24 protein-coding genes are annotated in these 25,992 nt (G+C 66.6%); 10 read left to right on the top strand and 14 right to left on the bottom strand.

Going from position 1 to position 25,992, the window contains the following annotated elements; all coding sequences use genetic code 11:
* Positions 1-41 precede the first annotated feature (41 nt).
* Positions 42-1,187 (top strand): acyl-CoA dehydrogenase family protein, encoded by a 1,146-nt coding sequence (locus P6144_RS13720; protein WP_277768423.1) that lies wholly within the window; start codon positions 42-44, stop codon positions 1,185-1,187.
* Between the two features lie 128 nt (positions 1,188-1,315).
* Complete coding sequence (locus tag P6144_RS13715) at positions 1,316-2,104, top strand: SDR family oxidoreductase (RefSeq protein WP_277768319.1); 789 nt, start codon at positions 1,316-1,318, stop codon at positions 2,102-2,104.
* Here the strand turns inward: P6144_RS13715 and P6144_RS13710 are convergent.
* The 4 genes from P6144_RS13710 to P6144_RS13695 form a co-directional block, all read right to left on the bottom strand.
* Positions 2,101-2,397: a UrcA family protein gene (locus P6144_RS13710; protein ID WP_277768318.1), complete on the bottom strand. Its 297-nt coding sequence runs from the start codon at positions 2,395-2,397 to the stop codon at positions 2,101-2,103. The genes P6144_RS13715 and P6144_RS13710 overlap by 4 nt on opposite strands.
* Before the next feature lie 86 nt (positions 2,398-2,483).
* Positions 2,484-4,007, bottom strand: a complete 1,524-nt coding sequence (locus P6144_RS13705; RefSeq protein WP_277768317.1) for a M56 family metallopeptidase — start codon at positions 4,005-4,007, stop codon at positions 2,484-2,486.
* Positions 4,004-4,378 (bottom strand): BlaI/MecI/CopY family transcriptional regulator, encoded by a 375-nt coding sequence (locus P6144_RS13700; RefSeq protein WP_277768316.1) that lies wholly within the window; start codon positions 4,376-4,378, stop codon positions 4,004-4,006. Before P6144_RS13700 ends, P6144_RS13705 begins: the two co-directional genes overlap by 4 nt.
* Before the next feature lie 77 nt (positions 4,379-4,455).
* Positions 4,456-6,711 carry an NADP-dependent malic enzyme gene (locus P6144_RS13695; RefSeq protein ID WP_277768315.1) on the bottom strand — a complete coding sequence of 752 codons (2,256 nt, stop codon included), beginning with the start codon at positions 6,709-6,711 and terminating at the stop codon, positions 4,456-4,458.
* 229 nt (positions 6,712-6,940) lie between these two features.
* On the opposite strand from P6144_RS13695, the gene mutS reads away from it, so the two are divergent.
* The 4 genes from mutS to P6144_RS13675 all read left to right on the top strand — a co-directional run bounded on the left by mutS (position 6,941) and on the right by P6144_RS13675 (position 11,706).
* Positions 6,941-9,520 carry a DNA mismatch repair protein MutS gene (mutS, locus tag P6144_RS13690; RefSeq protein WP_277768422.1) on the top strand — a complete coding sequence of 860 codons (2,580 nt, stop codon included), beginning with the start codon at positions 6,941-6,943 and terminating at the stop codon, positions 9,518-9,520.
* Complete coding sequence (locus P6144_RS13685; RefSeq protein WP_277768314.1) at positions 9,517-9,741, top strand: hypothetical protein; 225 nt, start codon at positions 9,517-9,519, stop codon at positions 9,739-9,741. The genes mutS and P6144_RS13685 overlap by 4 nt, the downstream gene beginning before the upstream one ends.
* Positions 9,742-9,827: 86 nt before the next feature.
* Positions 9,828-10,751, top strand: coding sequence for a hypothetical protein (locus tag P6144_RS13680; protein ID WP_277768313.1), 924 nt, complete (start codon positions 9,828-9,830; stop codon positions 10,749-10,751).
* Positions 10,752-10,773: 22 nt separating this feature from the next.
* Positions 10,774-11,706, top strand: coding sequence for a glutaminase (locus tag P6144_RS13675; protein WP_277768312.1), 933 nt, complete (start codon positions 10,774-10,776; stop codon positions 11,704-11,706).
* A gap of 11 nt (positions 11,707-11,717) precedes the next feature.
* On the opposite strand, the gene P6144_RS13670 is transcribed toward P6144_RS13675, so the two are convergent.
* The 8 genes from P6144_RS13670 to P6144_RS13635 form a co-directional block, all read right to left on the bottom strand.
* Positions 11,718-12,185: a hypothetical protein gene (locus P6144_RS13670; protein WP_277768311.1), complete on the bottom strand. Its 468-nt coding sequence runs from the start codon at positions 12,183-12,185 to the stop codon at positions 11,718-11,720.
* Positions 12,186-12,617: 432 nt separating this feature from the next.
* Positions 12,618-12,767, bottom strand: coding sequence for a hypothetical protein (locus tag P6144_RS13665; RefSeq protein WP_277768310.1), 150 nt, complete (start codon positions 12,765-12,767; stop codon positions 12,618-12,620).
* Positions 12,768-12,807: 40 nt separating this feature from the next.
* Complete coding sequence (locus P6144_RS13660) at positions 12,808-13,350, bottom strand: hypothetical protein (protein WP_277768309.1); 543 nt, start codon at positions 13,348-13,350, stop codon at positions 12,808-12,810.
* Between the two features lie 52 nt (positions 13,351-13,402).
* Positions 13,403-13,735 carry a HigA family addiction module antitoxin gene (locus P6144_RS13655; protein WP_347275821.1) on the bottom strand — a complete coding sequence of 111 codons (333 nt, stop codon included), beginning with the start codon at positions 13,733-13,735 and terminating at the stop codon, positions 13,403-13,405.
* Complete coding sequence (locus tag P6144_RS13650; protein WP_347275820.1) at positions 13,695-14,060, bottom strand: type II toxin-antitoxin system RelE/ParE family toxin; 366 nt, start codon at positions 14,058-14,060, stop codon at positions 13,695-13,697. The genes P6144_RS13655 and P6144_RS13650 overlap by 41 nt, the downstream gene beginning before the upstream one ends.
* Positions 14,061-14,108: 48 nt before the next feature.
* Entirely contained in the window at positions 14,109-16,301 is a 2,193-nt protein-coding gene (gene uvrB, locus P6144_RS13645; RefSeq protein WP_277768307.1) for an excinuclease ABC subunit UvrB, read from the bottom strand.
* A 48-nt stretch (positions 16,302-16,349) separates the two neighbouring features.
* A complete protein-coding gene (locus P6144_RS13640) occupies positions 16,350-16,739 on the bottom strand; it encodes a hypothetical protein (RefSeq protein ID WP_277768306.1) in 390 nt (129 codons plus the stop codon).
* Positions 16,740-16,747: 8 nt separating this feature from the next.
* Positions 16,748-17,776, bottom strand: a complete 1,029-nt coding sequence (locus tag P6144_RS13635) for a DNA/RNA non-specific endonuclease (protein ID WP_277768305.1) — start codon at positions 17,774-17,776, stop codon at positions 16,748-16,750.
* Positions 17,777-17,947: 171 nt separating this feature from the next.
* Between P6144_RS13635 and P6144_RS13630 the strand changes: the two genes are divergently transcribed.
* The gene (locus P6144_RS13630; protein ID WP_277768304.1) at positions 17,948-18,517 is read left to right on the top strand and encodes a DUF3617 domain-containing protein; all 570 of its coding nucleotides are present in this window, start codon (positions 17,948-17,950) and stop codon (positions 18,515-18,517) included.
* On the top strand, positions 18,505-19,077 hold the full coding sequence (locus P6144_RS13625; RefSeq protein WP_277768303.1) for a DUF3617 family protein: 573 nt from the start codon (positions 18,505-18,507) through the stop codon (positions 19,075-19,077). The genes P6144_RS13630 and P6144_RS13625 overlap by 13 nt, the downstream gene beginning before the upstream one ends.
* A 9-nt stretch (positions 19,078-19,086) precedes the next feature.
* On the opposite strand, the gene P6144_RS13620 is transcribed toward P6144_RS13625, so the two are convergent.
* Positions 19,087-19,548 (bottom strand): hypothetical protein, encoded by a 462-nt coding sequence (locus P6144_RS13620; protein ID WP_277768302.1) that lies wholly within the window; start codon positions 19,546-19,548, stop codon positions 19,087-19,089.
* A 92-nt stretch (positions 19,549-19,640) separates the two neighbouring features.
* Positions 19,641-20,798 (bottom strand): MBL fold metallo-hydrolase, encoded by a 1,158-nt coding sequence (locus P6144_RS13615; RefSeq protein WP_277768301.1) that lies wholly within the window; start codon positions 20,796-20,798, stop codon positions 19,641-19,643.
* Positions 20,799-20,882: 84 nt separating this feature from the next.
* On the opposite strand from P6144_RS13615, the gene ligA reads away from it, so the two are divergent.
* On the top strand, positions 20,883-23,012 hold the full coding sequence (ligA, locus tag P6144_RS13610) for an NAD-dependent DNA ligase LigA (RefSeq protein WP_277768300.1): 2,130 nt from the start codon (positions 20,883-20,885) through the stop codon (positions 23,010-23,012).
* A gap of 168 nt (positions 23,013-23,180) precedes the next feature.
* The gene (locus P6144_RS13605; RefSeq protein WP_277768299.1) at positions 23,181-25,988 is read left to right on the top strand and encodes a TonB-dependent receptor; all 2,808 of its coding nucleotides are present in this window, start codon (positions 23,181-23,183) and stop codon (positions 25,986-25,988) included.
* Positions 25,989-25,992 lie beyond the last annotated feature (4 nt).

Genomic DNA, 25,992 nt, shown 5'->3' with positions numbered 1-25,992 from the left:
GCGGTATAGCGTCTGGCTTCGAACTTGAGGAACGCATGGCAATGGCGCTCGACCCCGAAGTCTTCGATACGCTGATCGAGACGATCCGCCGCTTCGTCGCCGAGCGGCTGCGCCCCCTCGAAGGCGAGGTCGAGGCCGCCGACGCCATCCCCGCCGCAGTCCTCGACGAGATGAAGGCGCTCGGCCTGTTCGGCCTTTCGATCTCGGAGGAGTTTGGCGGCCTGGGGCTTACCATGCTCGAGGAGTGCAAGGTCGCCATCGAGCTCGGCCGCACCACCCCGGCCTTCCGCTCGAGCTTCGGCACCAATGTCGGCATCGGCTCGCAGGGCCTGGTCATGGCCGGGACGCCGGAACAGAAGGCCGAGTGGCTGCCGAAGATCGCCAGCGGCGAGATCGTCACCAGCTTCGCCCTGACCGAGCCCGATGTCGGCTCGGACAGCGGTGCAGTGAAGACCCGGGCCGTGCAGGACGGCGATGTCTACCGCCTGACCGGCACCAAGCGTTTCATCACCAATGCCGACAAGGCCGAGCTGTTCACCGTGATGGCCCGCACCGGCGACGAGCCCGGCGGCCGCGGCGTCTCCGCCTTCCTGGTGCCGCGCGACCTGCCCGGCGTCAGCATCGGCGAGCCCGAGAAGAAGATGGGCCAGAAGGGCGCCCGCGTCGCCGACGTGATCTTCGACGACACCCCCGTCCCCGCCGCCAACCGGCTGGGCGCGGAAGGCGAAGGCTTCAAGATCGCCATGCAGGTGCTCGACCGGGGCCGGCTGCACATCTCGGCGGTCTGCGTCGGCGTCGCCGAGCGGTTGATCGCCGACTGCGTCGCCTATGCAAGCGAGCGCAAGCAGTTCGGCAAGCCGATCGCCGAGCATCAGCTGATCCAGGCGATGCTCGCCGATTCCAAGACCGAGGCGCTGGCGGCAAAGGCCCTCGTCCTCGAAACCGCCGCAGCGAAGGACGCGGGGCAGAACACCACGATGGAGGCCGCCGCCGCGAAGTATTTCGCCAGCGAGATGGTCGGCCGCGTGGCGGACCGCGCCGTACAGATCTTCGGCGGCGCCGGCTATATCGCCGACTACGGTATCGAGCGGCTTTATCGTGATGTCCGGCTGTTCCGGATCTATGAAGGCACCAGCCAGATCCAGCAGCTGATCATTGCCCGCGAGACGCTGAAGCGAGGTGGGTAGAAGATAGCCGTCATCCCGCCCCGGACCCGATCCGGGGCGGGATCTCGTGCTGCTCTTTCCCGCCATCGCCTGAGATCCCGGCTTTCGCCGGGATGACGAATTTGAAGAATTCTGGAGAGGATAACATAATGGACACCACCAGCCTGTTCCGCCTCGACGGCCGGATCGCCCTCGTCACCGGCGGCTCCCGCGGCATCGGCAGGATGATCGCCCAGGGCTATGTCGCCCAGGGCGCCAAGGTCTATGTCTCGTCCCGCAAGGCCGAGGCCTGCGAGGAAACCGCCGCCGCGCTCGGGCCGAACTGCATCGCCCTGCCGATGGACGTCGGCACGGTCGAAGGCTGCAAGGCGCTCGCCGCCGCGCTCGCCGAGCGCGAGGAGCGGCTCGACATCCTGGTCAACAATGCCGGCGCGGCCTGGGGGGAGCCGTTCGAAACCTTCCCTGAAAAGGGCTGGGACAAGGTAATGGACCTCAATGTGAAGTCCCCCTTCTTCCTTACCCAGGCGCTGCACGGCCTGCTCAAGGCCAGCGGCTCCGCCGAGCGCCCGGCCAAGGTGATCAACATCACCTCGATCGACGGCCAGCGGCTCAATCCCTGGGAAACCTATAGCTACCACGCCTCCAAATCGGCGCTGATCTACCTGACCAAGCGCATGGCCGCCCGGCTGATCCGCGACCATATCAACGTCACCTCGATCGCCCCCGGCGCCTTTGCCAGCGACATGAACAAGGCAGCCCGAGACCATGGCGGCGAAGTCGCCAAAGCAATCCCGGCGAAGCGCATCGGCGTCGACGAGGACATGGCGGGCGCCGCCATCTACCTCGCCAGCCGCGCCGGCGACTATGTCGTGGGCGACACGATCACGGTCGATGGCGGGCTGGTCAACGCGTCGGTCGGCATCAGCATCGACGGCTAGCGTTGGTAATAGGCGCGACGCACCGCACCGGGCATCGCCTCGGCCAGCGACTGGCGCAGCGCATCGAGGCAATAGCCCGTCTCGTTGCGGATCAGCTGCGGCGTGACGTCCCGGCCATGATCGCGGCAATAGCTGCGCGCCGCGGCATCGACCCGCTCGCGCAGCGCGTCGCGCCCGGCTTCGGTCTCCAGCGCCAGGTCGGCATAGCCGACCCGCGCCGCCGGCTCGGGGCCGGGGCCCCGGGCCGCACAGGCGCCGACAAGAACAAGGGACAGGAACAGGATCGAACGCATCGTCATTCTCCCTTCAGTCGCCGGACAAGCCGGCCCCGTGGCGCGAAAACCGCGCTTTGGTTCGGTGATTGGGGTTCAGGTGCGGGCTAGATGGCGCCCTGCATCTGCCTTGCCTGCTTCTCGAGCGCCTCGGCCTCGCTGCGGAGCGAGTCCGCCGCCTTCAGATAGCCCTTGCGGATATCGGGCGAGAGGCCACCGTCCTTGGCCCGCAGGGTATAGGTCTGCGCCGTCGCGCGCAGCTGGCTCGCCGCCTGGATGCGCTGCTGCACCTGCGCGCGCTGGTCCGGCCCGGCACGCCAGAAGGTCTTCACCGGCAGCTTCGCGTCCTGCTTCGCGGCCAGCGCGGCGGCGGCCATGCGGCGCCCCTCCTCCTCGAACTTGCGGCTGGCCTCGGTGCCCGGCGCCTCCTTGCCATTGAGCATCCGCTTGAAGACCCCCGATTCCGTTCTCGCGTAGCGGAAGAGCGCCTTGGACCCCGGCGGAATGCTGGACGCGGGCGCCGTCTGCGGCAACTCGGCCTTCGCCGCGGCGGGCACCGGCACAGGCCGGAACATCGTCCGTCGCGGCCGGGATGGCTTGGCAAGCTCCCGCGCCGGATCTTTCGCGACCGGCGGCTCGGCCGGCAGCGCCTGCCGAACCTTGGCTGCCGGCTGGGGCGGCAGCGCGGGCGAAGGCGCCGGCACCAGCTGCATCGCCGCCAGCGGCGCGATGCCAATCGGTATGCTGCCGATCAACACGGCGCATAGCAGCCCGCTCGCCGGCCGGGCCGGGGCCGCATCGAGCACCCGGCGGATCCGCCGCGCCAGCGCGCTGCGCGTCACTGCCATGCCGCAGGCAGCATGCGCGCCGCAGCCCCCGGCAACCGCGAGCAGGGCCTGCGCATAATCGGCTCGCGCGACATGCGTTACCGCTTCCTCGTCCGCCGCCAGCTCGGTCTGGCGTGCAAGCTCAGCAGCGAGCAGCCAGGCGAGCGGGTTGAACCAGAACAGCGCCAGCGCGACGCGCGCCGCGAGCATCGCCGGCCAGTCGAGGCGGCGGACATGCGCGATCTCGTGCGCGATCACCGCAGCGGCGCGATCCGGGCAGCGCTCGGTATCGGGGCCGATCAGGATGGTGGCCGGCGCGATACCCAGGCTCAGCGGCGAGCCGATGCGGGAGGAGACGCGTAGTCGCACGGACCGCCTCAAGGGTTCGGCGGCCCGTGCGATCGCCTCCAGCCACACCGGGTTGGAGGCGGGCACCGCATGGCGGGTCCAGCGGTGCAACATGACGAGCCCGATGGCGAGACGCAGCAGGATCAGCACCGCACCGGCGGCATAGGCCAGCGCGGCCCAGTCGACCCCGGGTGCGTCGGGAGTCGCGGCGACTATCGGCGCAACCGCGTCCGCGGGCATTTCGGGCAGCGGTGCCACCGCAGGCAGCACGGCGATCTCGAGCACCGGCACGGTGAGCACCAGCAAGGGCAGCAGCAGCAATGCTGCAACGCCGGCGCGCAGCATTGCGACACGCTGCGCCGCCGGACGCCCGCGCAGCGCCTGGCTGGCGAGCAGCGCCACCGCACAGGCCAGGGCCGATTTCCAGCCCAGCTCGATCAGCAGATCGGGGATCATTCCGCGTCCCCCCGCGCCTTGTCGATCGCCTGCTGCAGCGCTTCGATCTCGTCGGGAGCCAACCCCTTCTCCATGCCGAGCAGCGCGGTGGCGGCGCGGGCGGCAGAGCCCTGGAAGAAGGTGTGCACCAGCCGCTGCAGCGCCGTCTCGGCCACCGCATCGGCCTGGGGCACCGGCGCATAGACATAGGCCTGGTTGAGCGTGCGGTGGTCGATCAGCCCCTTGGCCTCGAGCCGCCCCAGCAGCGTGCGTACCGCCGAATCGCTCGGCGGATCGCCCATGGCGCCGCGCACGGCCGCGGCCGTGGCTTCGCCCAGACCGCACAAGGCCTCGAATACTTCGCGCTCGCGGCGCGGCAGCGATTCGATCACGACTCGTCCTCCTCTAACCTGCTACAGCTGTAGCATGCTACAAATGTAGCAGGCAAGAGGTGTTTTACGAGCCTAAATCAGCGCGCGATCCCGCCGGCGGCCAGCACCGCCAGCGTCACCAGCTCGCTCGCCGTCGCCGTCATCGGCGCGATCTGCACCGGCTTCTCCATGCCGATCAGCATCGGGCCGATCGTCGAGTCGCCGCCCAGCTCGCGCAGCAGCTTGGCCGAGATATTGGCGGACTGGAGACCCGGCATGATCAGCACGTTCGCCGGCCCCTTGATCCGCGCGAACGGATAATTGGCGAGCTGGCGCTCGTTGAGCGCGACGTCGGGCGACATCTCGCCTTCATATTCGAACTCGACCGAACGGCCATCGAGCACCTTGATCGCCCCGCGGACATTGTCGAGCCACTGGCCCTCGGGATTGCCGAAGTTGGAGTAGCTGAGGAAAGCGACGCGCGGCTCATGGCCCATCCGGCGCGCAACGGTGGCGGCGCCCTCGGCGATATCAGCCAGCTCCTCGGCGTTCGGGCGCTCGTTCACCGTGGTGTCGGCGATGAACACGGTGTGCGATTGGCCGACCAGCACGTGCATGCCGAACGGCGTCTGGCCCGGGCGGTGATCGATCACGCGCTTCACCTGGCGCATCGATTCGGCCCAGGTGCGCGTCACGCCGGTGATCATCGCATCGGCATGGCCGAGCTGGAGCAGCAGGCCGCCGAAGATGTTGCGGTCGCGGTTGACCATGCGCTCGCAGTCGCGGCGGAGGTAACCGCGGCGCTGGAGCCGGCAATAGAGGAAGTCGACCATCTGCTCGACCAGCGGCGAATTGACGCTGTTGTGCAGCTCGAAATGCTCGGGGTTGGCGCCGAGCGCCTTCAGCCGATCATGCACGCTCTCGCGGCCGACCAGCACCGGCGTGCCATAGCCGCCATCCTTGAAGGCGATCGCCGCGCGCAGCACGACTTCCTCTTCGGCTTCCGCGAAGATCACGCGCTTCGGATTGGCCTTGGCGCCTTCATAGGCAAGGCTGAGCACCGAAGTGGTGGGATTGAGGCGTGCGCGCAACTGCTGGCGATAGGCCTCCATGTCGGTGATCGGCTTGGTGGCCACGCCCGAATCCATCGCTGCCTGGGCAACGGCGGCAGGCACGATCTCCATCAGGCGCGGATCGAACGGCGCCGGGATGATATAGTCGGGGCCGAAGCTGTGCTGCACGCCGTACGCGGCCGCCACTTCCTCGGGCACCTGCTGACGGGCCAGTTCGGCGAGCGCAGTCGCCGCGGCGATCTTCATCGCATCGTTGATCGTCGTCGCGCGCACGTCGAGCGCGCCGCGGAAGATGAAGGGGAAGCCGAGGACGTTGTTGACCTGGTTCGGATAGTCCGAGCGCCCCGTAGCGATGATCGCGTCCGGACGCGCGGCGCGCGCCTCGGGCGGGGTGATCTCCGGATCCGGATTGGCCATCGCGAAGATGATCGGCTTCTGCGCCATCTTGTCGAGCAGCTCGGCAGGCAGCGCGCCGGCCGCCGACAGCCCCATGAACACGTCGGCGCCGACCAGCGCATCGGCCAGGCTGCGACGCTCGGTGGCGACGGCATGCGCCGACTGCCACTGGTTCACGCCTTCGCGGCCCTGATAGATCACGCCGGTGCGGTCGCACATCAGCAGGTTGCCGGAGGGCAGGCCCATCGCCTTGATCAGCTCGGCACAGGCGATCGCCGCGGCACCCGCGCCGTTCATCACCACGCGGGTGTCCTTGATGTCGCGCCCGGTCAGGTGGAGCGCGTTGATCAGGCCGGCGGCGGCGATGATCGCGGTGCCGTGCTGGTCGTCATGGAACACCGGAATGTTCATGCGCTCGCGCAGCGTCTGCTCGATCACGAAGCATTCGGGCGACTTGATGTCTTCCAGGTTGATGCCGCCGAAGCTCGGCTCCATCAGCTCCACCGCGTCGATGAAGCGATCGACGTCCTCGGTCTTCAGCTCGATGTCGATCGAATCGACATCGGCGAAGCGCTTGAACAGCACGGCCTTGCCTTCCATCACCGGCTTGGAGGCGAGCGCGCCGAGATTGCCCAGCCCCAGGATCGCAGTGCCGTTCGAGATCACGGCGACCAGATTGCCCTTGGCGGTATAGTCATAGGCAGTTGCCGGATCGGCGGCGATCGCGCGCACCGGCACGGCCACGCCCGGCGAATAGGCCAGCGCCAGATCGCGCTGCGTTGCCATCGGGGTCGACGCGATGATCTCGATCTTACCGGGACGTCCCTCCGAATGGTACAGCAGCGCCTCGCGTTCGGAAAACTGGACGTTCGATTCCTCAGACATTCTTCTCTCCCGGCGACTGGCATCCCTTTAGGGTCGCCGATCCAGCGCCGCAATGCGCCTAATCCCCCAATTTATGCCGAATTTGGCATGGCTCTGGTCTGATAATTTGCCGGTTTGTGCGAAATCCCGCACAGCGCGCTTTGTCCCCAGAAAAGCGACACGCGGGTGTTGATCGGTGGGGACGTTCGGCTAGTCCGGGCGCTGCATGTCTTCCACAGCCCCCACTCCGATGATGGCGCAGTACCTCACCCTGAAGGCGGAGGCGGAGGATTGCCTGCTCTTCTACCGGATGGGCGACTTTTTCGAGCTGTTCTTCGACGATGCGAAGATCGCCAGTGCCGTGCTCGACATCGCGCTCACGGCGCGGGGCGAGCATGACGGCGAACGCATCCCGATGTGCGGCGTGCCGGTGCATGCGATGGAGGGCTATCTCGCCCGGCTGATCAAGGCCGGTCACCGCGTCGCCATCGCCAACCAGACCGAGACGCCCGAGGAAGCGCGCAAGCGGATGGGTTCCAAGGCGCTGGTCAATCGCGCGATCATCCGCGTCGTCACCGCCGGCACGCTGACCGAGGAATCGCTGCTCGACAGCCGCACGGCCAACTGGTGCGCAGCGATCGGCGAGGCCGGCGGCAGTGTCGCCATCGCCTGTGCCGACATCTCGACCGGCCGCTTCGAGATCATCGAGACGACGGCCGATCGCGCCGGCGCCGAGATCGCCCGGCTTTCCCCCGCCGAGACCGTGGTTAGCGACAGCTCCGCGTTCGACGAGCTCGCCACGGTCACCCGCCCGCGCATCGACTTCGACAGTGCCGGCGGCGAGGCACGGCTCAAGCGGCTGTTCGGCGTGGCGACGCTCGACGGCTTCGGGCAATTCTCCCGCGCCGCGCTCGCCGCAGCCGGGGGGCTCGCCGCCTATCTCGAGCACACCGCCAAAGGGTCGCTCCCCTTCCTGCGCCCGCCCCGCGTCACGCGCACCGAAGCGGCAATGGCAATCGATGCGGCGACGCGCGAGAGCCTCGAACTCACCGTCAGCGCCGCCGGCACGCGCAAGGGCAGCCTGCTCGACAGCGTCGACCGCACCGTCACCGGCGCCGGCGCGCGCCTGCTCGGCAGCGACATCGCCGCCCCGCTGATGGACCGGCCGAGCGTCGAGGCGCGGCTCGATCTCGTCACCCACTTCCATGACGATGCGGGCGTCCGCGACATGGTGCGCGGCGCGCTCAGGGCGATGCCCGACATCGGCCGGGCGCTCGGCCGCCTCGCCGCCGGGCGCGGCTCCCCGCGCGACCTCGGCCAGTTGCGCGATGGCCTCGACGGCGCCTGGCGCCTCGCCGAGCGGCTGGAGGCCACCGGCATCCCGCCGCTGCTCGCCGACCTCGTCCCGCAGATGCGGGGCCACGGCGCACTGATCGATCTGCTTTCCCGCGCGCTCGTCCCCGAGCCGCCCGTCGATGCCGCCAATGGCGGCTATATCGCCGAGGGTTATGACGCAGCGCTCGACCATCTGCGCGATGCGGGCGCCGGCGGCCGCCGCGCCATCGCCGCGCTCGAGGCCGAGTACCGCACCCGCACCGGCATCGGCTCGCTCAAGATCCGCCACAACGGCGTGCTCGGCTATCATATCGAAGTACCAGCCAAGAATGCCGACCCGCTGATGGCACAGGACAGCGGCTTCACCCATCGCCAGACCCTGGCCGGCGTGGTCCGCTTCAACGCCCCCGAGCTGCACGAAGTCGCGGTGAAGGTCACCCAGGCCGGTGCCCATGGCCTCGCCGCCGAAGCCGCGCATCTCGAAGAGCTCACCACCCGGGCGCTTTCCGATCGCGAGACCATCGCCGGCACCGCCGACGCGCTTGCCCGGATCGACGTCTCCGCCGGCCTTGCCGAACGCGCTGCGGAAGGCGGCTGGGTCCGCCCGCACCTGGTCGAGCATGCCTGTTTCGAGATCGAGGGCGGGCGCCACCCGGTGGTCGAGGAAGCCGTGGCGAAGAGCGGCGGGCGCTTCGTCGCCAATGACTGCAACCTTTCCGAGAGCAGCCGGCTCTGGCTGGTCACCGGCCCGAACATGGGCGGCAAGTCGACCTTCCTGCGCCAGAACGCGCTGATCGCGGTGCTGGCCCAGGCCGGCAGTTACGTCCCCGCCGCCCGCGCGACGCTCGGCATGGTCGACCGGCTGTTCAGCCGCGTCGGCGCTTCGGACAATCTCGCGCGCGGCCGCTCCACCTTCATGGTCGAGATGGTCGAGACCGCCGCGATCCTGGCGCAGGCAACCCCGCGCAGCTTCGTCATCCTCGACGAGGTCGGCCGCGGCACCTCGACCTATGACGGCCTCGCCATCGCCTGGGCCGTGGTCGAGGCGATCCACGAGGACAATCGCTGCCGCTGCCTGTTCGCGACCCACTATCACGAGCTGACCCGTCTGGCCGAGCGCTGCGAGGCACTCACCCTCCACCATGTCCGCGCGCGCGAGTGGAAGGGCGATCTCGTCCTCCTCCACGAAGTCGCCGAGGGGCCGGCCGACCGCAGCTACGGCCTCGCCGTCGCGCGCCTGGCCGGGCTGCCGCCGGTCACCGTCAAGCGTGCCAAGGCAGTGCTCGACAAGCTCGAGGCCGGCCGCGCCCAGACCGGTGGGCTTGCCGCCGGGCTCGACGATCTGCCGCTCTTCGCCGCTGCAGCCGTCGAGGAGGAAGAAGCCGTCGACATGCTGCGCACCGAACTCGGCGCGCTCGACATCGACAGTCTCAGCCCGCGCGAGGCGCTGGAGATGCTCTACCGGCTCAAGGGCCTGGCGGCGGAAGGCGCATGAACGCGGCCGACCTCACCGACCAGTTCCTCGCCATCCTGCTGCGCGAAGTCGGTGGTACGCGGCGCCGCTGGCGCAACGTCATCGGCGCGGTGAAGCGCTACAGCGCGCAGACCCATCCGCATTGCAACTGGTCGATCACGCCCGGCGGCGAAGCCGAGGAGAACGCCGCGGTCGAACGCATCGCCGACCGGCTGCGCGAGAAACATCCGATCATCGACTGAACCCGCCAGCGCAGCCAGCGCGATCCATCGTTGGCCACCGCCGACGCTTGGCGTACAAGGCGCGCGAATTGTCGGGTGAGGCGCATATGCGAGCTTTGGTTCACGGTATCGGTGCGGCGATGGCGCTGCTCATGGCCAGCCCGGCCATCGCGCAGGATCATGCCGATCCCGATCCCCAGTCCACCATCGTCGTGCGCGGCAAGACGCTGAGCCCCCGGGAGCAGGCGCGCAAGCTGGTCGGCCGGATGTCGGCGCCGGTGCAGGGCCAGCTGGCACGCTTCGGTGACGAAGTCTGCCCCTATGTGGTGGGGTTCACTGAAGCCTATGCCGCCAAGGTCGATGCGCGGATCCGCAAGATCGCCGCCGAAGCCGGCGCCGAACCCGGCGGGTCCGACTGTCGGCCCAATCTGGTCGTCGTCGTCGTCGACAATGGCCGCGATTTCACGCGCGAGCTCTATCGGCTCTATCCCGGCCAGTTCTTCGGCATGGAGCCGAGCGATCGCAAGCGCCTGCTCGACTCCCAGGCCACCGCGCGCAGCTGGACCGTCACCGGCATTCACAATGAGGATGGCCGCGCGGTCGGCAGCTCGGCCTCGCGGGAGAGCGAGACCAGCATGAACCAGTCGCGCATCTCGATCGGCAATGGCACGCCGGTGCTGGTCATCCCCCAGGCCTCGATCATCAACCCATCGACGCAGCAGCAGATCGAGCTCGCCTATGTCGTGATCGAGACGCGCGCGACGCTCGGCAAGCGGCTGATGCAGGTCGCCGATTATGCGGCGATGCGTGGGATGATGCGCACCAGGCCCGAGAAGCTGGCCGCGGACGACGACACGATCCTGCGCCTGTTCGAGCCCGGCGCGACCGACGGTCCGGCGACGCTCACGCCAAGCGACCGCGCCTATCTCTCCGGCCTCTATTATGGCCGCGGCAATCGCAGCGCCGCCTCGCAGATGGGCCAGATTACCAAGACCGTCGCGAAGAGCGCAGGCGAACCGGCGAAGCCCTAGGCCCGCCGTCCAGCAAGCGCGCATGAAACGCCTGTCGCAGATCGTTGCCGATATCGCCGCGGAGATGGCCGCGGCGCCCGATCGCGGCACGCCGGCCCAGTATATCCCACCCCTCGCCGCAGTCGATCCCGCGCATTTCGGCATCGCCATCGTGCTGGCTGACGGCAGCGAATATGCGGCCGGAGATGCCGGGTTCGCCTTCTCGATCCAGTCGATATCCAAGGTGTTCGCGCTGACGCAGGCGCTCGGCGCCGTCGGCGATCAGCTCTGGCAGCGCGTCGGCCGCGAGCCCTCGGGAAGCGCCTTCAACTCGATCGTCCAGCTCGAAACCGAACAGGGAATTCCGCGCAATCCCTTCGTCAATGCCGGCGCGATCGTGGTCGACGATGTGCTGCTGGGGCGCGGCGCGCCGCGCGAAGTGATCGGCGAGATGCTGCGCTTCGTGCGCGGGCTCGCCGGCGACGAGGCGATCCATGTCGACGAGGCGGTCGCCCGTGCCGAACAGGACACCGGCTTCCGCAACTTCGCGCTCGCCCAATATATGCGGGCCTTCGGCAACCTCCACCGTCCGGCGGAGGAAGTGCTGGGCGTCTATTTTCACCAATGCGCGATCGCGATGAGCTGCCGCCAGCTCGCCCGCGCCGGCCGCTTCCTGATGGCCGGCGGCGTGCAGCCCGATACCGGGCTCAGCATCATCTCGCAGCGCCGCGCGCGCCGCATCAATGCGCTCATGCTCACCTGCGGCCATTATGACGGATCGGGCGAGTTCGCCTTCCGTGTCGGCCTGCCAGGCAAGTCGGGCGTGGGCGGCGGCATCCTGGCGGTGGCGCCGGGCATCGCCTCGATCGCGGTCTGGTCGCCCGGCCTAAACGAGCGCGGCAATTCGCAGCTCGGCACGCTCGCGCTCGAGCGCCTGGTACAGCACACCGGCTGGTCGATCTTCGATCCGCGCTGAAATGCAGTTTATCAACCAAATCCATTACAAGTGGTGCTGGTGATCCGATCGCGAGAGATACTGTACTCGATCATGATCACAGTGCAGCCGCCGTCATCGACAAGGGGGAGGCTGGAAGCCTTATCGTGCCAGCGCCGCTGCCCGGCTCGCGCTTGGGACGCAATATTTTCATCCTCCGACTTGATCATCGCGGCGATTTCGCGCGCGGTGCAGGGACGCCACTTGAAGTCGGGCAGTGCGACGCTGCACCCTGTATTTGCGCTCGAACGCGGCGGCGGCACCACATAGACCGCACGGACCGTATCGGGCCCGGCCAGCGCATAATTGCGACCATAGCGGGCGAAAGGCTGCGCCTCCTTCGGCAGGACGAGCATGCGCTCGATCCGGTCCATCAGCCTAGTCTGGCTGGCGCTGTCCTGCGGTGGCGCCGCGGCCAGAAGAAGCAAGGCAGGACCGGCGCAGCGTAGTGCGGGCACCATGTGCGTCTCCCCAAAATGAGAGAGGCCGCCGGGGCGTCTCCCGACGACCCGGCGACCTCCGACATGGTCAGCGGCCGGAAGCTCCAGCCCGGGAGACCATGCGGACCGCTTTGCTTCGGACTGGCGCCGTTGATTGGAGGAGAATACCTCCCGGCGCCTTACGATCGGAGGGCTTCCGATCGCGTCAAAAGCTCAGCGGTGCGTCTCCCGAACGAACTGAACCGACCCCATTGCTGAACCATGAGACATCGGATCACCTCCTTTCGCCAGTTGAAGAGCACGTACCCTCGAAGGGCACGCCAACACATTGAATCACCGCGAGTCGCAGAACAAGTCTTGTATAAAATCTTTTTCTGAGCGATTCTGGAATTCTGGGCCCGAAAGGCGGTCGCCCTTCCCCCACAGCCCAGCCACCAACCATCCTGCCCGGTGCTAGTGGTGCTTGAAGTACTGCACCTCGCGCTCGTGCTTCTCCGCCGCCGCCCGCGTGTCGAACGTGCCGAGATTCCGGCGCTTGTGCGTCTCCGGATCGAGCTTGCGCGAATAGAGCCGATACTGGCCGGACTTGAGCTTGCGGATCATGGCATCCTCCTCGCGCGATCAATGCGCGAGAGCGGAAGAACTATCCGCGGCAATCCTCGGCGACGCGCAGGATCTCGGCATAGGCAGGCACCACCAGGGTCGGCAGACCGGCAGCCTCGACGAGGAAGCGGCCACGGCTATAGCCCATCGCATCGAGCACCGGATCGCGCGGCGCCAGGTCCGCCGCGAGCCAGGGCGAGCTCCCCGCCGCCACCGGCTGGACCGGCAGCTGGCGCAGCGTGCTGGTGGTGCGCAGCGTGACGCCCGCCACACCTTCGCCCTTGCGCGACAGCACCACGCGGCCGCGGCCGCTGTCGCAGCGCAGCGTCAGCTCGGCCTCCCCGCCCGCGACGCCGAACAACGCAATCGATCCGCGCCCGTCCTGGCGATAGGCCCAATTGCCCGGGGTCAGCGGCCAGTCCCGCCAATCGGCACTGCGCGCCGGCGTTGGCGTTGGCACGGGCGCCGGGGCCGGCGTGGGGGTCGGCGCTGGTCGCGGCGCGGGCGGCGGCACGATCGGCGGCGTTTCCGAACAGCCCGCAATGGCGAGCGCGGAGGCGAAGACGAGCAGCTTGCGATGCATGCGCGGCCTTATGGGGGAAGTACCGGGGCGGCTCAACCGGCTTGGCGGCGGATCAGGCGGCGCGCGGGACGATCCGGTCGAGTTCGCCGTTCAGCGCACGCTTGGCTTCGAGGAGTTCATACTGATCCTGGAGCCTTAGGAAGAAGCCTTCGGACATTCCGAAATAGCGTCCGAGCCGCAGATCCAATTCGGCGTCCATGGGCAGATCTCCCGCTATCACTGCGCGGATATGATCGGCGGAGGCGCCGATTGCAGCGGCCAACACGCCTGCATCCATTTGAAGCGGCTGGAGGAACTCACTGTCCAACATCTCGCCGGCATGCGCGTTGTGAAGCCAATCCGGATTAGTGATAATCTGTGATCTCGACACCGTCCGCGCCTCCATCGCGCCAAGCAAAGCATATACGCCATTGCATGTTAATGGAAATCGAGTGCTGCCCGGCGCGATCATCCTTTAACGCGTGAAGACGATTGCTTGGTGGGTTACGAAGGTCTTCTAATGTCTCCGCCGCGTCGAGCATCTTGAGGCGCAAATAGGCTCGGTTTTGGATCTCCGCCGGAAGCGATCGACAACGCTCACCATTCCAGATGCGCTCAGCCGCCTTGTCAGCAAAACTCAATATCATAGTCAGTTGCCCGCAGATCGGACGCATCACACTAAACGACGCGATCACCATGGGCGGCAATTTCTGACTAGAACTCGACTTCACCGCTCCAGCCGAGACACAGGAACATAGCAGAAACGGGCGCAGTTGCAACTAGCGCCGGCCGCCACCACCCCATTTCTTCTGCACCTTGCCATACCGCGTCTTGCGCGTACCCGGCTTGCCTTCGTTCGACCGCCCCATGATCGGCGCCTTGCGCTCCTCCTCGGGCAGGCCGAGCTCCTCGGCCTCGAGCGCGCGGATCTCGTCGCGCAGCCGCCCGGCTTCCTCGAACTCGAGGTTCGCCGCCGCGTCGCGCATCTTCTTCTCGAGCTCCTCGATGTACGCGCGGAGGTTGTGGCCGACCATGTGCGGGCGATCGGCGTCGATCTCCACCGTCACCTGATCCTTCGAGGCGACATGCGCGATGATGTCGCCGATATTCTTCTTCACCGTCTCCGGCGTGATGCCGTGCTCGGCATTATATTCCTGCTGCTTCTCGCGGCGGCGCCCGGTCTCGGCGAGCGCGCGCTCCATGCTGCCGGTCATCCGGTCGGCGTAGAGGATCACGCGCCCCTCGACATTGCGCGCCGCGCGGCCGATCGTCTGGATCAGCGAAGTCTCGCTGCGCAGAAAGCCTTCCTTGTCGGCATCGAGGATCGCGACGAGACCACACTCGGGGATGTCGAGCCCCTCGCGCAGCAGGTTGATGCCGACCAGCACGTCATAGACGCCCATCCGCAGGTCGCGAATCAGCTCGATGCGCTCGAGCGTCTCGGTATCCGAGTGCATATAGCGGACCTTCACCCCCGCCTCGTGCATATATTCGGTTAGGTCCTCGGCCATGCGCTTGGTGAGCGTGGTCACCAAAGTGCGATAGCCCTTGGCCGTTGTCGCCTTGCACTCCTGGATCAGGTCCTGGACCTGCTCCTCGACCGGCTTGATCTCCACCGGCGGATCGATGAGGCCGGTGGGACGGATCACCTGCTCGACGAAGACGCCGCCAGTCTGCTCCATCTCCCAGCCGCCGGGCGTGGCCGAAACATAGACGGTCTGCGGGCGCATCGCCTCCCATTCGTTGAAGCGCAGCGGCCGGTTGTCGATCGCGCTGGGCAAGCGGAAGCCATATTCGGCCAGCGTCACCTTGCGGCGATGGTCGCCGCGCGACATGCCGTTGATCTGGCCGATCGTCTGGTGGCTCTCGTCGACGAACAGCAAAGCGTTCTCGGGCAGATATTCGAACAAGGTGGGCGGCGGCTCGCCGGGCAGGCGCCCGGTGAGGAAGCGCGAGTAATTCTCGATCCCCGCGCAGCTGCCCGTCGCCGCGATCATCTCCAGGTCGAAGTTCGTCCGCTGCTCCAGCCGCTGATGCTCGAGCAGCTTACCCTCCGCTTCCAGCTCCTTGAGCCGCTCGGTCAGCTCGTGGCGGATGCCCTCCATCGCCTGCTTCATCGTCGGCCCGGGCGTCACATAGTGCGAGTTGGCGAAGACGCGGACATAGTCGAGGCTCGCCACCTTCGCGCCGGTCAGCGGATCGAACTCGGTGATCTCCTCGATATCGTCGCCGAAGAAGGAGATGCGCCAGGCGCTGTCCTCATAGTGCGACGGGAAGATCTCGAGGCTGTCGCCGCGCACCCGGAAATTGCCGCGCGCAAAGGCGGCATCGTTGCGCTTGTACTGGAGCGCGACGAGCTTGCGGATCACCTCGCGCTGATCGACCGACTGGCCCTTCTTCAGGTCGAAGATCATCGCCGAATAGGTCTCGACCGAGCCGATGCCGTAGAGGCAGCTGACCGAGGCCACGATGATCACGTCGTCGCGCTCGAGCAGCGAGCGGGTGGCGGAGTGCCGCATCCGGTCGATCGCCTCGTTCACCGAGCTTTCCTTCTCGATGTAGGTATCGGACCGGGGCACATAGGCCTCGGGCTGGTAATAGTCGTAATAGCTGACGAAATACTCGACCGCGTTCTCCGGGAAGAAGCTCTTCATCTCGCCATAGAGCTGCGCCGCCAGGATCTTGTTGGGCGCCAGCACCAGCGCCGGGCGCTGCAGCGTCTCGATCACCTTGGCCATGGTATAGGTCTTGCCCGAGCCGGTGACGCCGAGCAGCACCTGGTCGCGCTCGCCCTGCCGCGCCTGCTCGACCAGCTCGGGGATCGCGAAGCGCTGGTCGCCCGAGGGCTCATACTCGCTGACGAGCTTGAACAGCCTGCCGCCCTCGGACTTCTCCGGGCGTTGCGGGCGATGGGGGACGAAGCTCTGCCCGGTCTCGGGTTCGTCCAGGCTGGTGCGAATCTGGATTGCCATTGGAGGGAATATGGGAAGCGGCGCGGGCTGCGGCAATCGCGCCGATTGTTACAGCTCGATCGCGCCCAGTGGCGGAGGGGGGTATTTTATCGGCTTATCGCCATATCGATCGGCCAGGATACGCTTGCGTCGATCAGAGTATATTTCGGCTTCGTCCCAGCTGTCCGGATAGTAGAATTCCGCATCCAACGAGCCATGGACAATCGCATAGGCAAGTCCACTCCATTCCTTTCCGCTCGCCGCAGCTTCCCACAAAGACAATACGGCATCGTCTATCGAAGTATTATCGTAGATATAATCCACGTACTCACCGCGATCTATAAATAGTCCCCACGAAAATGCCCCAGATTCAACTTCAGCATATAGAAAAGCACCCTCTGGGTCGCCACCCACCGCTTCTGCCATAAGGCGCCCCACCTTCTGCAAAGACTCTTCCATTCGGCTATTCATTTTAATTTCGCCTTCGGAGAATTTGGAAAAATACGCTTATGGTGCTCGCCATCCACCCACCATTCCACTTGAACCGTCGTCGGGCGCCGCGACAATCCCTCGTAAAAGAAGTGAATATCAACGGAAACGCTATGCTTCGCTTCCTTCAACGCCGCCCAGCCAGCCTCAAGTGAGGCGTACGCGCTTCTATTGAAAGAGGCATCTTGGGCAAAGTGATTGAAGAAAAATCTGGGGCCGTTGAATCGCACCGCGATGATATGCCCGCCTTGATCCGATGACAGTCGGTCCGGCTTTCCTGCATTTATTTGCGTGTAGCGAGACCGCCCGCCATCTCCTAGATACAAATCCGCTCTAACGCGCTGAATTCTTTCAGTAACGTCGGTATAGAAGTTGTATCCGTTGGCGATATAATGATGCCGTATCTCATTCGCCTGCGCGATTACCGACGGAGGATTCGCCGGATCGGGTGGATCTCGACCATCGTGTAGAATTCGATATGTCGCCAGCTCCATGAACTTCTTTCGCGCGTCCTTCGCTTCATCGAGCGCACGCTGCGTGGGCAGCATGAGCATCTGCCCGATGCGCAATTTTCCTGTCGGAATGCGGTTGAGACCCGTGAGATATTCAACGGTCAGACCTTTTCGCATCCGCGCGATGCTGGTCAGGCTGTCGCCCCGTTTGACGTAATAGACTCTCCAATTAGCCGGATGCCACGGGCTCGCATCGCTATAGTCGGGAACATAGGGATCCCGCGCCGAAGGTTGCCGGCGCCCGCCATAGGCGGCGCGTATGTCCCTTGCGCCGGCCTCGCGGTCGCGCTGCGTGATGCCGCGTTCCGCGTCGCGGTCCTGATAGGCGCCGTTCTGATAATAGCGCCCCTGCCCGACAAAGGTGAAACGCCCGTTCTCGGTATCGTGCCAGGGGTTGAATTTGAGCTCGACCCCGGGTGCCGCCCGGTAGCCCGTTCGCAAATAGACCGCAAAAGGGCTCTCAACCTTTCGCGAATTCGATCGCCCCAAAGCCATCCCATCCTCTCCCTATCGAAGATAGATGGGACCCAATTAGAACAAATCAAGAACATTATGAACCGATTTGGTTCATACCTTGCGCCTACGCCAATGCACTTCCGATCTAGGCTTGTATTCAGACGCGACTTCGAGTGTGGCTGCGCCATACGCCAACCCCAGGGGATTGAGATGCGCCTGACGATTCTTGCCGCCGGAGCGCTGCTCCCGCTCGCCGCCTGCAACCAGGGCCCCTCGACCGAGCAGAGCGCGCGTCAGACCGGGGAGATTCGCCTCGAGAACGCCAGCATGGAGGAAGTCGCCAAGCAGAGCGCGGCGGCGGATGCCAAGACCGCGGCGCAGCCGGGCCAGTGGGAAAACAGCTTCCAGCTCGTCGCGCTCGAGACCGGGGGCGTGCCCGAGCCGATCGCCTCGCAGATGAAGGCCGAGCTCGGCAAGCCGCCCAAGACCGAGACCAGCTGCCGCAAGGCCGAGGACGTCAAGCCGATCGACGTCTCCAAGCTCTCGCCGATGCAGCGCGGCTGCACCTTCCCGAAGTACAAGGTCGTCGGCGGCAAGATCGACGCGGTGATGGAATGCGACACGCCGATGGGCAAGTCGCACATGACGATCACCGGCAGCCAGACCAAGACCAGCTACGACCTGACGATGAGCCAGAGCCAGACCGTGCCGGGCCAGACCAAGCAAACCTCGATGACGGTGCGGATCACCGGCAAGCGCCTGGGCGAATGCAAGGCGTGATCCGCGCGCTGGCGGCGCCCGCTGCAGCCACCGCCCTGGTGCTGCTGACCGGCGCCGGCCGCGCCAGCGACGGCTTCACCCTCACCGATGCCACCGCAAAGCAGGTGGCCGATGCCTATTGGAAGGCGCGGCCGGGCGGGCCGATGCGCATGGGCCAATGGGAGCGCATGATCGCGATCACTGCGTTCGACCTGCCCGGCCAGCCCGCCGCCGCCGAGCGCGACGCGCTGATCGCCAAGGCGAAGCAGCAGAAGACGACCGAAAGCGTCTGCCAGTCAGGCACCGATCTCGCCGCGCCCGAGCCGGCGCAGATCTTCGAGATGCAGGGCCAGAAGTGCCATTATCAGCGCCTGACCATGGGCGGCGGAAGCTTTGCCGGCCAGCTCAGCTGCGAGGGCGAGGAGTTTGGCGAGAGGATCGATGTCGCCGTGTCGGGCAGCTACACGCCCGAGCGCTTCGCCATCCGCCTCGATGTGGATCGCCAGCCTGTCGATCGAACCCAGCGCGTCGTCATGACGATGCAGCTGAATGGCCAGCGCACCGGGGAATGCGCAAAATAAGCCGGGAGCCTAGCGCTCGCGGCGATAGGCGATCCGCCACATCAGCACTCCCGTCGCGCCGGCGAACAGCGCTAGCACGCCGCTCGTCGCGATCGCGCTGAGCCAGCGCAGCAGCAGCGCGCGATTGTCCATCGGCGGCATCTCGAACAGCCCGAAGCCATAGGTCTGCGCGCCAACGAAGATGGCGAGCGCGGTGATCGCGCCGACCAGCGCGGCATGGCGCGCACGGCGCAGCCCGGCGACGTGCATCACCAGCCATAGCGGCCCGCCCACCGCGGTGATCGCCACGCCGGCGATCACGCTGCCGATCAGCCAGCCGCTCACCAGGCTGAACGCGTCGCGCTTGCCGCCGAGCAGCAGCAGCCCAAGCACGATCAGCCCCGCGAACGCGCTGCCGACGCCGAGCGCAAGCCCGGCGCGGTCGATCGTCGTATCATAGCGTCGCACGGCGCCCATCGCGCGGTCGTTCACTTGGGGACCCCTCCCGGATTCGCCGGAGGATAAACCCTGCGCCCGAGTCCCTTCAAGCGTCTGAAATCAGGCCGCCCGCCCGTTTTGGCGCATCAGCGCAGCGCGTCGAAGCGTCCGGCCCCGATGCAGCGCTCGAGGCCCGCATAGTCAGGCGCCGGCGATGCGACGCCGGGCAGCGGCACCGCGAAGGTTTCGCCGATCCGGTGCCCGGCGAAACCCGCCGGATTCTCGCCCGCGCAGCGCAGCATGCCGGCCAGCATCCGGGGCGGCGTGGCATAGCCCTCGCGCGACAGGCGGAAGGTACCCCAATGCACCGCCAGCGAAGGCGGTCGGCCCAGCCCGTCCCAAACCCGGATCGCGTCCTTCGGCCCGATATGGCTGCCGCTCGCCATCTGCCCCTCGTCGAAGCGGAAGGCGCCGATCGGGATCGCGGCAAACCGGATCGGACCCAGCGCCGCCGCCTCGGCGGGCCATTTGCCGTCGCCAAGGCCGGTATCGCCGGCAAAGAAGAAATTGCCGTGCGGCAGCGTCACCACGAAGCTCGACCAGAGCGCACGGCTGCGATCTGAGAACCAGCGGCTGCCCCAATGATGGCTGCGCGTCACCGTCACCGCGACGCCGGGGCGCAGCGCGATCCGCCCGCCCCAATCGAGCGCGCGGCTCGGCACGCCGGCACCCTCAATCACACTGTAGTTGCCGAGCGAAGTGACGACGAGCGGCCGATCACGCTTCCACAACCGCCCCAGCGTCGTCAGGTCCATATGGTCATAGTGATTGTGGCTGACGAGGACGAGATCGATCTTCGGCAGGTCCTCGAAGCGCACGCCCGGCTCGGCCACGCGGCGGGGCCCGAAACCCCAGGGGCCGACGGTGTCGCTCCACACCGGATCGGTGAGGATGTTCACGCCGTCCGCCTGCACCAGCACGGTGGCGTGCCCCACCCAGGTCACGCGCATATCTGCGCCGGTCACGCGCGCCGGCGGCTTGCCGGGCGTCACCGCGACACGGTCGGGCCAGGCCGGCCGGGTGGGGTCGCCGAACGCCTGCTGCCAGAGCAGCCGGTTGCGCCGGTTCGCCGAGATGTCGAGCGCGTCGCCATCGGGATTGAAGAAGTGCTGCCCGTCGAAATGGCTGCTCACCGGTCCGCGATAATAGATGCGGTCGAGGAAGAAGGGCGCCGCGGTCGCGACCAGGCAGAAGGCCACCACGATCCATAGCAGGGCGGCGAGTACGATCCGGATCACGCGCATTGGCCGCTATGTCGTTACGCCTCCGCGCGTCTTCAAGCGCGATCGCGCTTGATCGCGAAGCCGCCGCCAGCCTAACCCGGCGCCATGGATCCGATCCCCCAGACTCCGGAAGCCGCCGCCGCCGAGCTCGAGACGCTCGCCGCCGAGATCGCGCACCACAACCGCCTCTATCATGCCGAGGACGCCCCCGAGATCAGCGACGCGGCCTATGACGCGCTGATGCGGCGCAACGCTGCGATCGAGGCGGCCTTCCCCGATCTGGTCCGCGCCGATTCGCCTTCGAAGCTGGTCGGTGCCGCCCCTTCCGGCGCACTGGCCAAGGTCGCGCATGCCCGGCCGATGTTCAGCCTCGACAACGGCTTCAACGACGAGGATGTCGCCGACTTTCTCGGCCGCGTCCGCCGCTTCCTCAACCTGGGCGATGCCGAAGCCGTGGCGCTCACCGCCGAGCCCAAGATCGACGGGCTTTCCTGCTCGCTCCGCTACGAGAATGGCAGGCTGGTCCAGGCGCTCACCCGCGGCGACGGCCAGATTGGCGAGGATGTGACGCCGAACGCGCGCACCATCGCCGACATCCCGCACGCGATCGCCGGCGCCCCCGAGGTCTTCGAGGTGCGCGGTGAAGTCTATATGGCGAAGGAGGATTTCGCCGCCTTGAACGCCCGGCTGCTCGCCGAGGCGGAGGAGGCCGGCAAGGAAGCCCGCCAGTTCGCCAATCCGCGCAACGCCGCTGCCGGCTCGCTGCGCCAGAAGGATGCCGCGGTCACCGCGTCGCGCCCGCTGCGCTTCCTCGCCTGGGGCTGGGGCGAAGCCACCGCGCTGCCGGGCGAGACCCAGGTCGAGGTGATCCGCGCAATCGAGGCAATGGGCTTCCCGGTGTCCGACCTGTTCATCGGCCCCGTCGATCTCGACGCCGCGCTGGCGCAGTACAAGAGGATCGAAGCGGTGCGTGCCGATCTGCCCTTCGATATCGACGGCGTGGTCTATAAGGTGAACCGGCTCGACTGGCAGGCGCGGCTTGGCTTTGTCGGCCGTTTCCCGCGCTGGGGGCTGGCACACAAATTCCCCGCCGAGCGCGCCCAGACGACGCTGCGCGCGATCGACATCCAGGTCGGGCGCACCGGCAAGCTCACCCCCGTCGCCCGGCTCGAGCCGGTCACCGTCGGCGGCGTCGTCGTCACCAACGCCACGCTCCACAATGCCGACGAGATCGCTCGGCTCGGCGTGCGCCCGGGCGACCGCGTCGTCCTTCAGCGTGCCGGCGACGTGATCCCGCAGATCGTCGAGAACCTGACGCGCGACGAGGATCGCGAACCCTGGGCCTTCCCCAGCCATTGCCCGATCTGCGATTCCGAGGCGGTGGCCGAGGAGGGCGAGGTCGATATCCGCTGCACCGGCGGGCTGATCTGTCCGGCGCAGCGGCTCGAACGGCTCAAGCATTTCGTCAGCCGCGGTGCGCTCGATATCGAGGGGCTGGGCGAGAAGACGCTGATCGAGTTCCTCGACCTCGGCTGGATCGCCGAGCCCGCCGACATCTTCCGCCTGGCCGCGCACCGCGAGGCCTTGCTCGGCCGCGAAGGCTGGCAGGAAAAATCGGTCGATGCGCTGATGGCGGCGATCGAGGCCAAGCGCGCACCCGATGCGGCGCGCCTGCTTTTCGGGCTCGGCATCCGCCATATCGGCGCGATCACCGCGCGAGACCTGCTGAAACGCTATGCAACATTGCCCGCGCTCCAGGTGCTGGCCGACGAGATCATCGCGATGCGCGATGCAACGCCGCCACAGATCGGTGAGACCGAATCGAAACACCGCGCCCGGCTCGACAAGGCGATCACCGAGCTGATCGGCGTCGAGAATGTCGGCGGTGCCGTCGGCCAGGCGCTGGCCGATTTCTTCCACGAACCGCATAACCGCGCCGTGTGGGAAGACCTGCTCGGCGAAGTCGCGCCGCCGCCCTTCATCGTCGAGACCCGCGAATCGGAAGTCTCTGGGAAAACGCTGGTTTTCACAGGCACGCTGGAAGCCCTGAGTCGCGACGAAGCCAAGGCCCAGGCCGAATCGCTGGGTGCCCGAGTCGCCGGATCGGTGTCCGCCAAGACCGATCTGGTGATTGCCGGCCCCGGCGCGGGTTCGAAGCTGAAAAAGGCCGCAGAACTGGAGATTCGCGTGATTTCTGAGGGGGAATGGCTCGAAATCGTCGCCGGAGCGCAGTGACTTTTTTGCAACGCAACAAAGCTGAATTGTCGATTAACAGGCCCCCTCCGCAGGACTCGGATTGACTGTCACAGGACCGACATAAATTAATCGCATGGGCGGCGACGACGGTGAAGCACACCGCGTCAGTGCACACGATAAGCACACACCGAAAGGGAAACACCTCTAATGCGCACCAAGCTTTTTGCGGGCGTGGCTTTTGCCGCGCTGATGGTCCCGGCGAGCGCGTTCGCGCAGTCGACCGGTTCCGCGGACTTCGAAGGCGAGGAAATCGTCGTCACCGGTTCTCGCGTCAACACCAACCAGATCACCATCCCTGACGTGCCGAAGTCGCGTGTGACCGTTGGTGCCGAGACCATCTCGCGCCAGCGCCCCGGCCAGACCGTCAACGAGATCATCAACCTCGTCCCGGGTGTGAGCTTCCAGAACAACGACGCGACCGGCGCTGCCGGCGGCACGTTCACGATCCGCGGCTTCGACAGCTCGCGCATCTCGCAGACGCTGGACGGCATTCCGCTGAACGACACCGGCAACTACGCGATCTACACCAACCAGCAGCAGGATCCGGAAACGCTGGATTCGGTCAGCGTCAACCTGGGCACCACCGACGTGGACAGCCCCACGGCCTCGGCCGTCGGCGGCACCGTCAACATCCGTACGCGCGTCCCCTCGGAGACCTTCGGCGGCATGCTGTCGGGCACCTATGGTGACTATATCGGCGAAGGCAACAACATGAGCCGCCCGATGTTCCGCGTGTTCGGCATGGTCGACACCGGCGACATCGCGCACTCGGGTGTCCGCGCCTTCTTCTCGGCCTCGAGCCTCGATGCGCGCCAGCCGTTCAACAACTACGGCAAGCTCAAGAAGCAGCAGTACAACGCCCGCATCTATAAGAGCCTGGGCGACAATGGCGACTTCATCTCGCTCGCCGGCCAGTACAACGAGAACCGCAACAACTTCTTCGGTTCGGTTCCGCTGCGCAACGACGCGTACCAGACCTACACCTATGTCCCGGCCGCCGGCACCACCCCGGCCTATATCAACAAGACCGGCTACCGCGTCGTCGGCCCGAACAGCGCCAACCGCTTCCCCTGGACCCGCGACGAGCGCTACTACAACATCAACTATCCGTGCGTGATCGGCGGCCCGACCCCGGCGACCGGCACCACCGCCGGCGCGGCCTGCGGCACCGAGTATGACCGTCGCTACAACCCGTCGAACACCGGCAGCGTCCGCTTCGGCTCGCGCTTCTCGCTGACCGACAAGCTCGTGTTCACGCTCGACGCCAGCTACCAGTACACCAAGGCGAACGGTGGCGGCACGGTCACGCTGTACGAAGGCTGCGGCGCCATCGGCAACACCAGCCGCGTCGCCTGCACCTCGACCACCTATACCGGCGTGATCAACACCACCGGCAACACCGGCAACGGCTCGCCGGGCGGCTTCGCCTATTACACCGGCCGTGACCTGAACGGCGACGGCGTGGTCACCCCGAACACCTCGGTCACCGGCATCGCGCCGAGCCAGACCCAGACCCGCCGCTTCGGCGCGGTCGCCGGTCTCGCCTACGACCTGGACGAGAACAACCGCGTCCGCCTGAACTACACGTTCGACTATGGCCGTCACCGCCAGACCGGCGAAGCCGGTTTCCTGGCCACCAACGGCGAGCCGCTCGACGTCTTCCCGGTCAACGATCCGATCCTCGACGGGTACGGCGCGCCGATCGAGAAGCGTGACCGCAAGTCGATCGCGATGCTGAACCAGGTCTCGGGCGAGTATCGCGGCCAGTTCCTCGACGAATCGCTGATCGTGAACATCGGCGTCCGCGCACCGTTCTTCCAGCGTCGCCTGGATCAGCGCTGCTTCACCGTCGCCGCCAACGGCAACGTCTCGTGCGTCTCGCCGAGCCGCGCCGCCGCCTACGGCCTCGCCAACCCCTATGCGTATTTTGCACCGGGCCAGGCGACTGCGGTCAACAGCCTCGGTGCCACCGTCGCGCGTCCGGCTACCGGCTCGTGCGCCGTCACCACCCGCGCCTGCGTGATCGGCTTCTCCGCGCCGCAGAAGCGTGAGTTCAACTACAACCGCGCGCTGCCGAACGTCGGCCTGACCTACAAGTTCGGCGACGGCTTCAGCGTCTATGCCAGCTATGCCAAGGGCCTCTCGGTCCCGGGCACGGACAACCTGTACAACTCCTTCTACTATGCGGAAGGTTCGGAGCAGGCGACGCCGAAGCCGGAGACGACCGACAGCTTCGACCTGGGCCTGCGCTACAACTCGGGCAGCATCCAGGCGCAGCTCGCGGGCTGGTACACCAAGTTCCAGAACCGCACCGTCTCGGTCTATGACATCGAGAGCGACACCAGCATCTACCGCAACCTCGGCAAGGTCGATAAGTACGGCTTCGATGCGTCGATCTCGTATCGTCCGACCCGCGACCTGATGGTCTATGTCTTCGGTTCGTACCTGCACTCGAAGATCCAGGACAACATCGAGGCGGGCGTGACCTCGGCGGGCGTCACCAACTACTTCCAGACGGCCGGCAAGAGCGAAGGCGGCTCGCCGAACTGGACGTTCGGTGGCCGCGTGCAGGGCACCGTGGGCCTGTTCGACTTCGGCGTGCAGTCGAAGTACACCGGTCCGCGCTGGGTCAACGACGAGAACCTGCCGGTCTATGCCTGCGCCGGTTCGACCTCGGGCGGCCTCTGCCCGACCGGTCAGGAAGTGCAGATCTACACCGCGAAGATCCCGGCCTATGCGGTCGTCGATCTCGACCTGCGCTTCAACTTCGGCCGTCTGCTGAACGACAACAAGACGTTCTTCCAGCTGAACGTCAGCAACCTGTTCGACCGCTTCTACGTGGGCGGTCTGTCGGGCTCGTCGGGCTTCGTCGGCCTGCCGAACCGCTACTCGATCGGCAACGCCATCATCGGCACGCCGCGCTCGATCACGGGTTCGCTGGTGGTGTCCTTCTAAGACA

It is taken from the genome of Sphingomonas sp. HITSZ_GF (genome assembly GCF_029543155.1).
Classification (GTDB): Bacteria; Pseudomonadota; Alphaproteobacteria; order Sphingomonadales; family Sphingomonadaceae; genus Sphingomonas.
The sequence above is the reverse complement of the archived record's forward strand: the minus strand, read 5'-3'. Positions and strand labels throughout refer to the sequence as shown.

Bases quoted from the DNA above. Each gene is read 5' to 3' on its own strand.
- P6144_RS13715 (WP_277768319.1), top strand. From the start codon at position 1,316: ATGGACACCACCAGCCTGTTCCGCCTCGACGGCCGGATCGCCCTCGTC.
- P6144_RS13625 (WP_277768303.1), top strand. From the start codon at position 18,505: ATGCAAGGCGTGATCCGCGCGCTGGCGGCGCCCGCTGCAGCCACCGCC.
- P6144_RS13675 (WP_277768312.1), top strand. From the start codon at position 10,774: ATGAAACGCCTGTCGCAGATCGTTGCCGATATCGCCGCGGAGATGGCC.
- P6144_RS13705 (WP_277768317.1), bottom strand. From the start codon at position 4,007: ATGATCCCCGATCTGCTGATCGAGCTGGGCTGGAAATCGGCCCTGGCC.
- P6144_RS13630 (WP_277768304.1), top strand. From the start codon at position 17,948: ATGCGCCTGACGATTCTTGCCGCCGGAGCGCTGCTCCCGCTCGCCGCC.
- P6144_RS13635 (WP_277768305.1), bottom strand. From the start codon at position 17,776: ATGGCTTTGGGGCGATCGAATTCGCGAAAGGTTGAGAGCCCTTTTGCG.
- P6144_RS13710 (WP_277768318.1), bottom strand. From the start codon at position 2,397: ATGCGTTCGATCCTGTTCCTGTCCCTTGTTCTTGTCGGCGCCTGTGCG.
- P6144_RS13670 (WP_277768311.1), bottom strand. From the start codon at position 12,185: ATGGTGCCCGCACTACGCTGCGCCGGTCCTGCCTTGCTTCTTCTGGCC.
- P6144_RS13720 (WP_277768423.1), top strand. From the start codon at position 42: ATGGCGCTCGACCCCGAAGTCTTCGATACGCTGATCGAGACGATCCGC.
- P6144_RS13605 (WP_277768299.1), top strand. From the start codon at position 23,181: ATGCGCACCAAGCTTTTTGCGGGCGTGGCTTTTGCCGCGCTGATGGTC.
- P6144_RS13680 (WP_277768313.1), top strand. From the start codon at position 9,828: ATGCGAGCTTTGGTTCACGGTATCGGTGCGGCGATGGCGCTGCTCATG.
- P6144_RS13640 (WP_277768306.1), bottom strand. From the start codon at position 16,739: ATGGAAGAGTCTTTGCAGAAGGTGGGGCGCCTTATGGCAGAAGCGGTG.
- P6144_RS13695 (WP_277768315.1), bottom strand. From the start codon at position 6,711: ATGTCTGAGGAATCGAACGTCCAGTTTTCCGAACGCGAGGCGCTGCTG.
- ligA (WP_277768300.1), top strand. From the start codon at position 20,883: ATGGATCCGATCCCCCAGACTCCGGAAGCCGCCGCCGCCGAGCTCGAG.
- P6144_RS13685 (WP_277768314.1), top strand. From the start codon at position 9,517: ATGAACGCGGCCGACCTCACCGACCAGTTCCTCGCCATCCTGCTGCGC.
- P6144_RS13655 (WP_347275821.1), bottom strand. From the start codon at position 13,735: ATGGAGGCGCGGACGGTGTCGAGATCACAGATTATCACTAATCCGGAT.
- P6144_RS13665 (WP_277768310.1), bottom strand. From the start codon at position 12,767: ATGATCCGCAAGCTCAAGTCCGGCCAGTATCGGCTCTATTCGCGCAAG.
- mutS (WP_277768422.1), top strand. From the start codon at position 6,941: ATGATGGCGCAGTACCTCACCCTGAAGGCGGAGGCGGAGGATTGCCTG.
- uvrB (WP_277768307.1), bottom strand. From the start codon at position 16,301: ATGGCAATCCAGATTCGCACCAGCCTGGACGAACCCGAGACCGGGCAG.
- P6144_RS13615 (WP_277768301.1), bottom strand. From the start codon at position 20,798: ATGCGCGTGATCCGGATCGTACTCGCCGCCCTGCTATGGATCGTGGTG.
- P6144_RS13660 (WP_277768309.1), bottom strand. From the start codon at position 13,350: ATGCATCGCAAGCTGCTCGTCTTCGCCTCCGCGCTCGCCATTGCGGGC.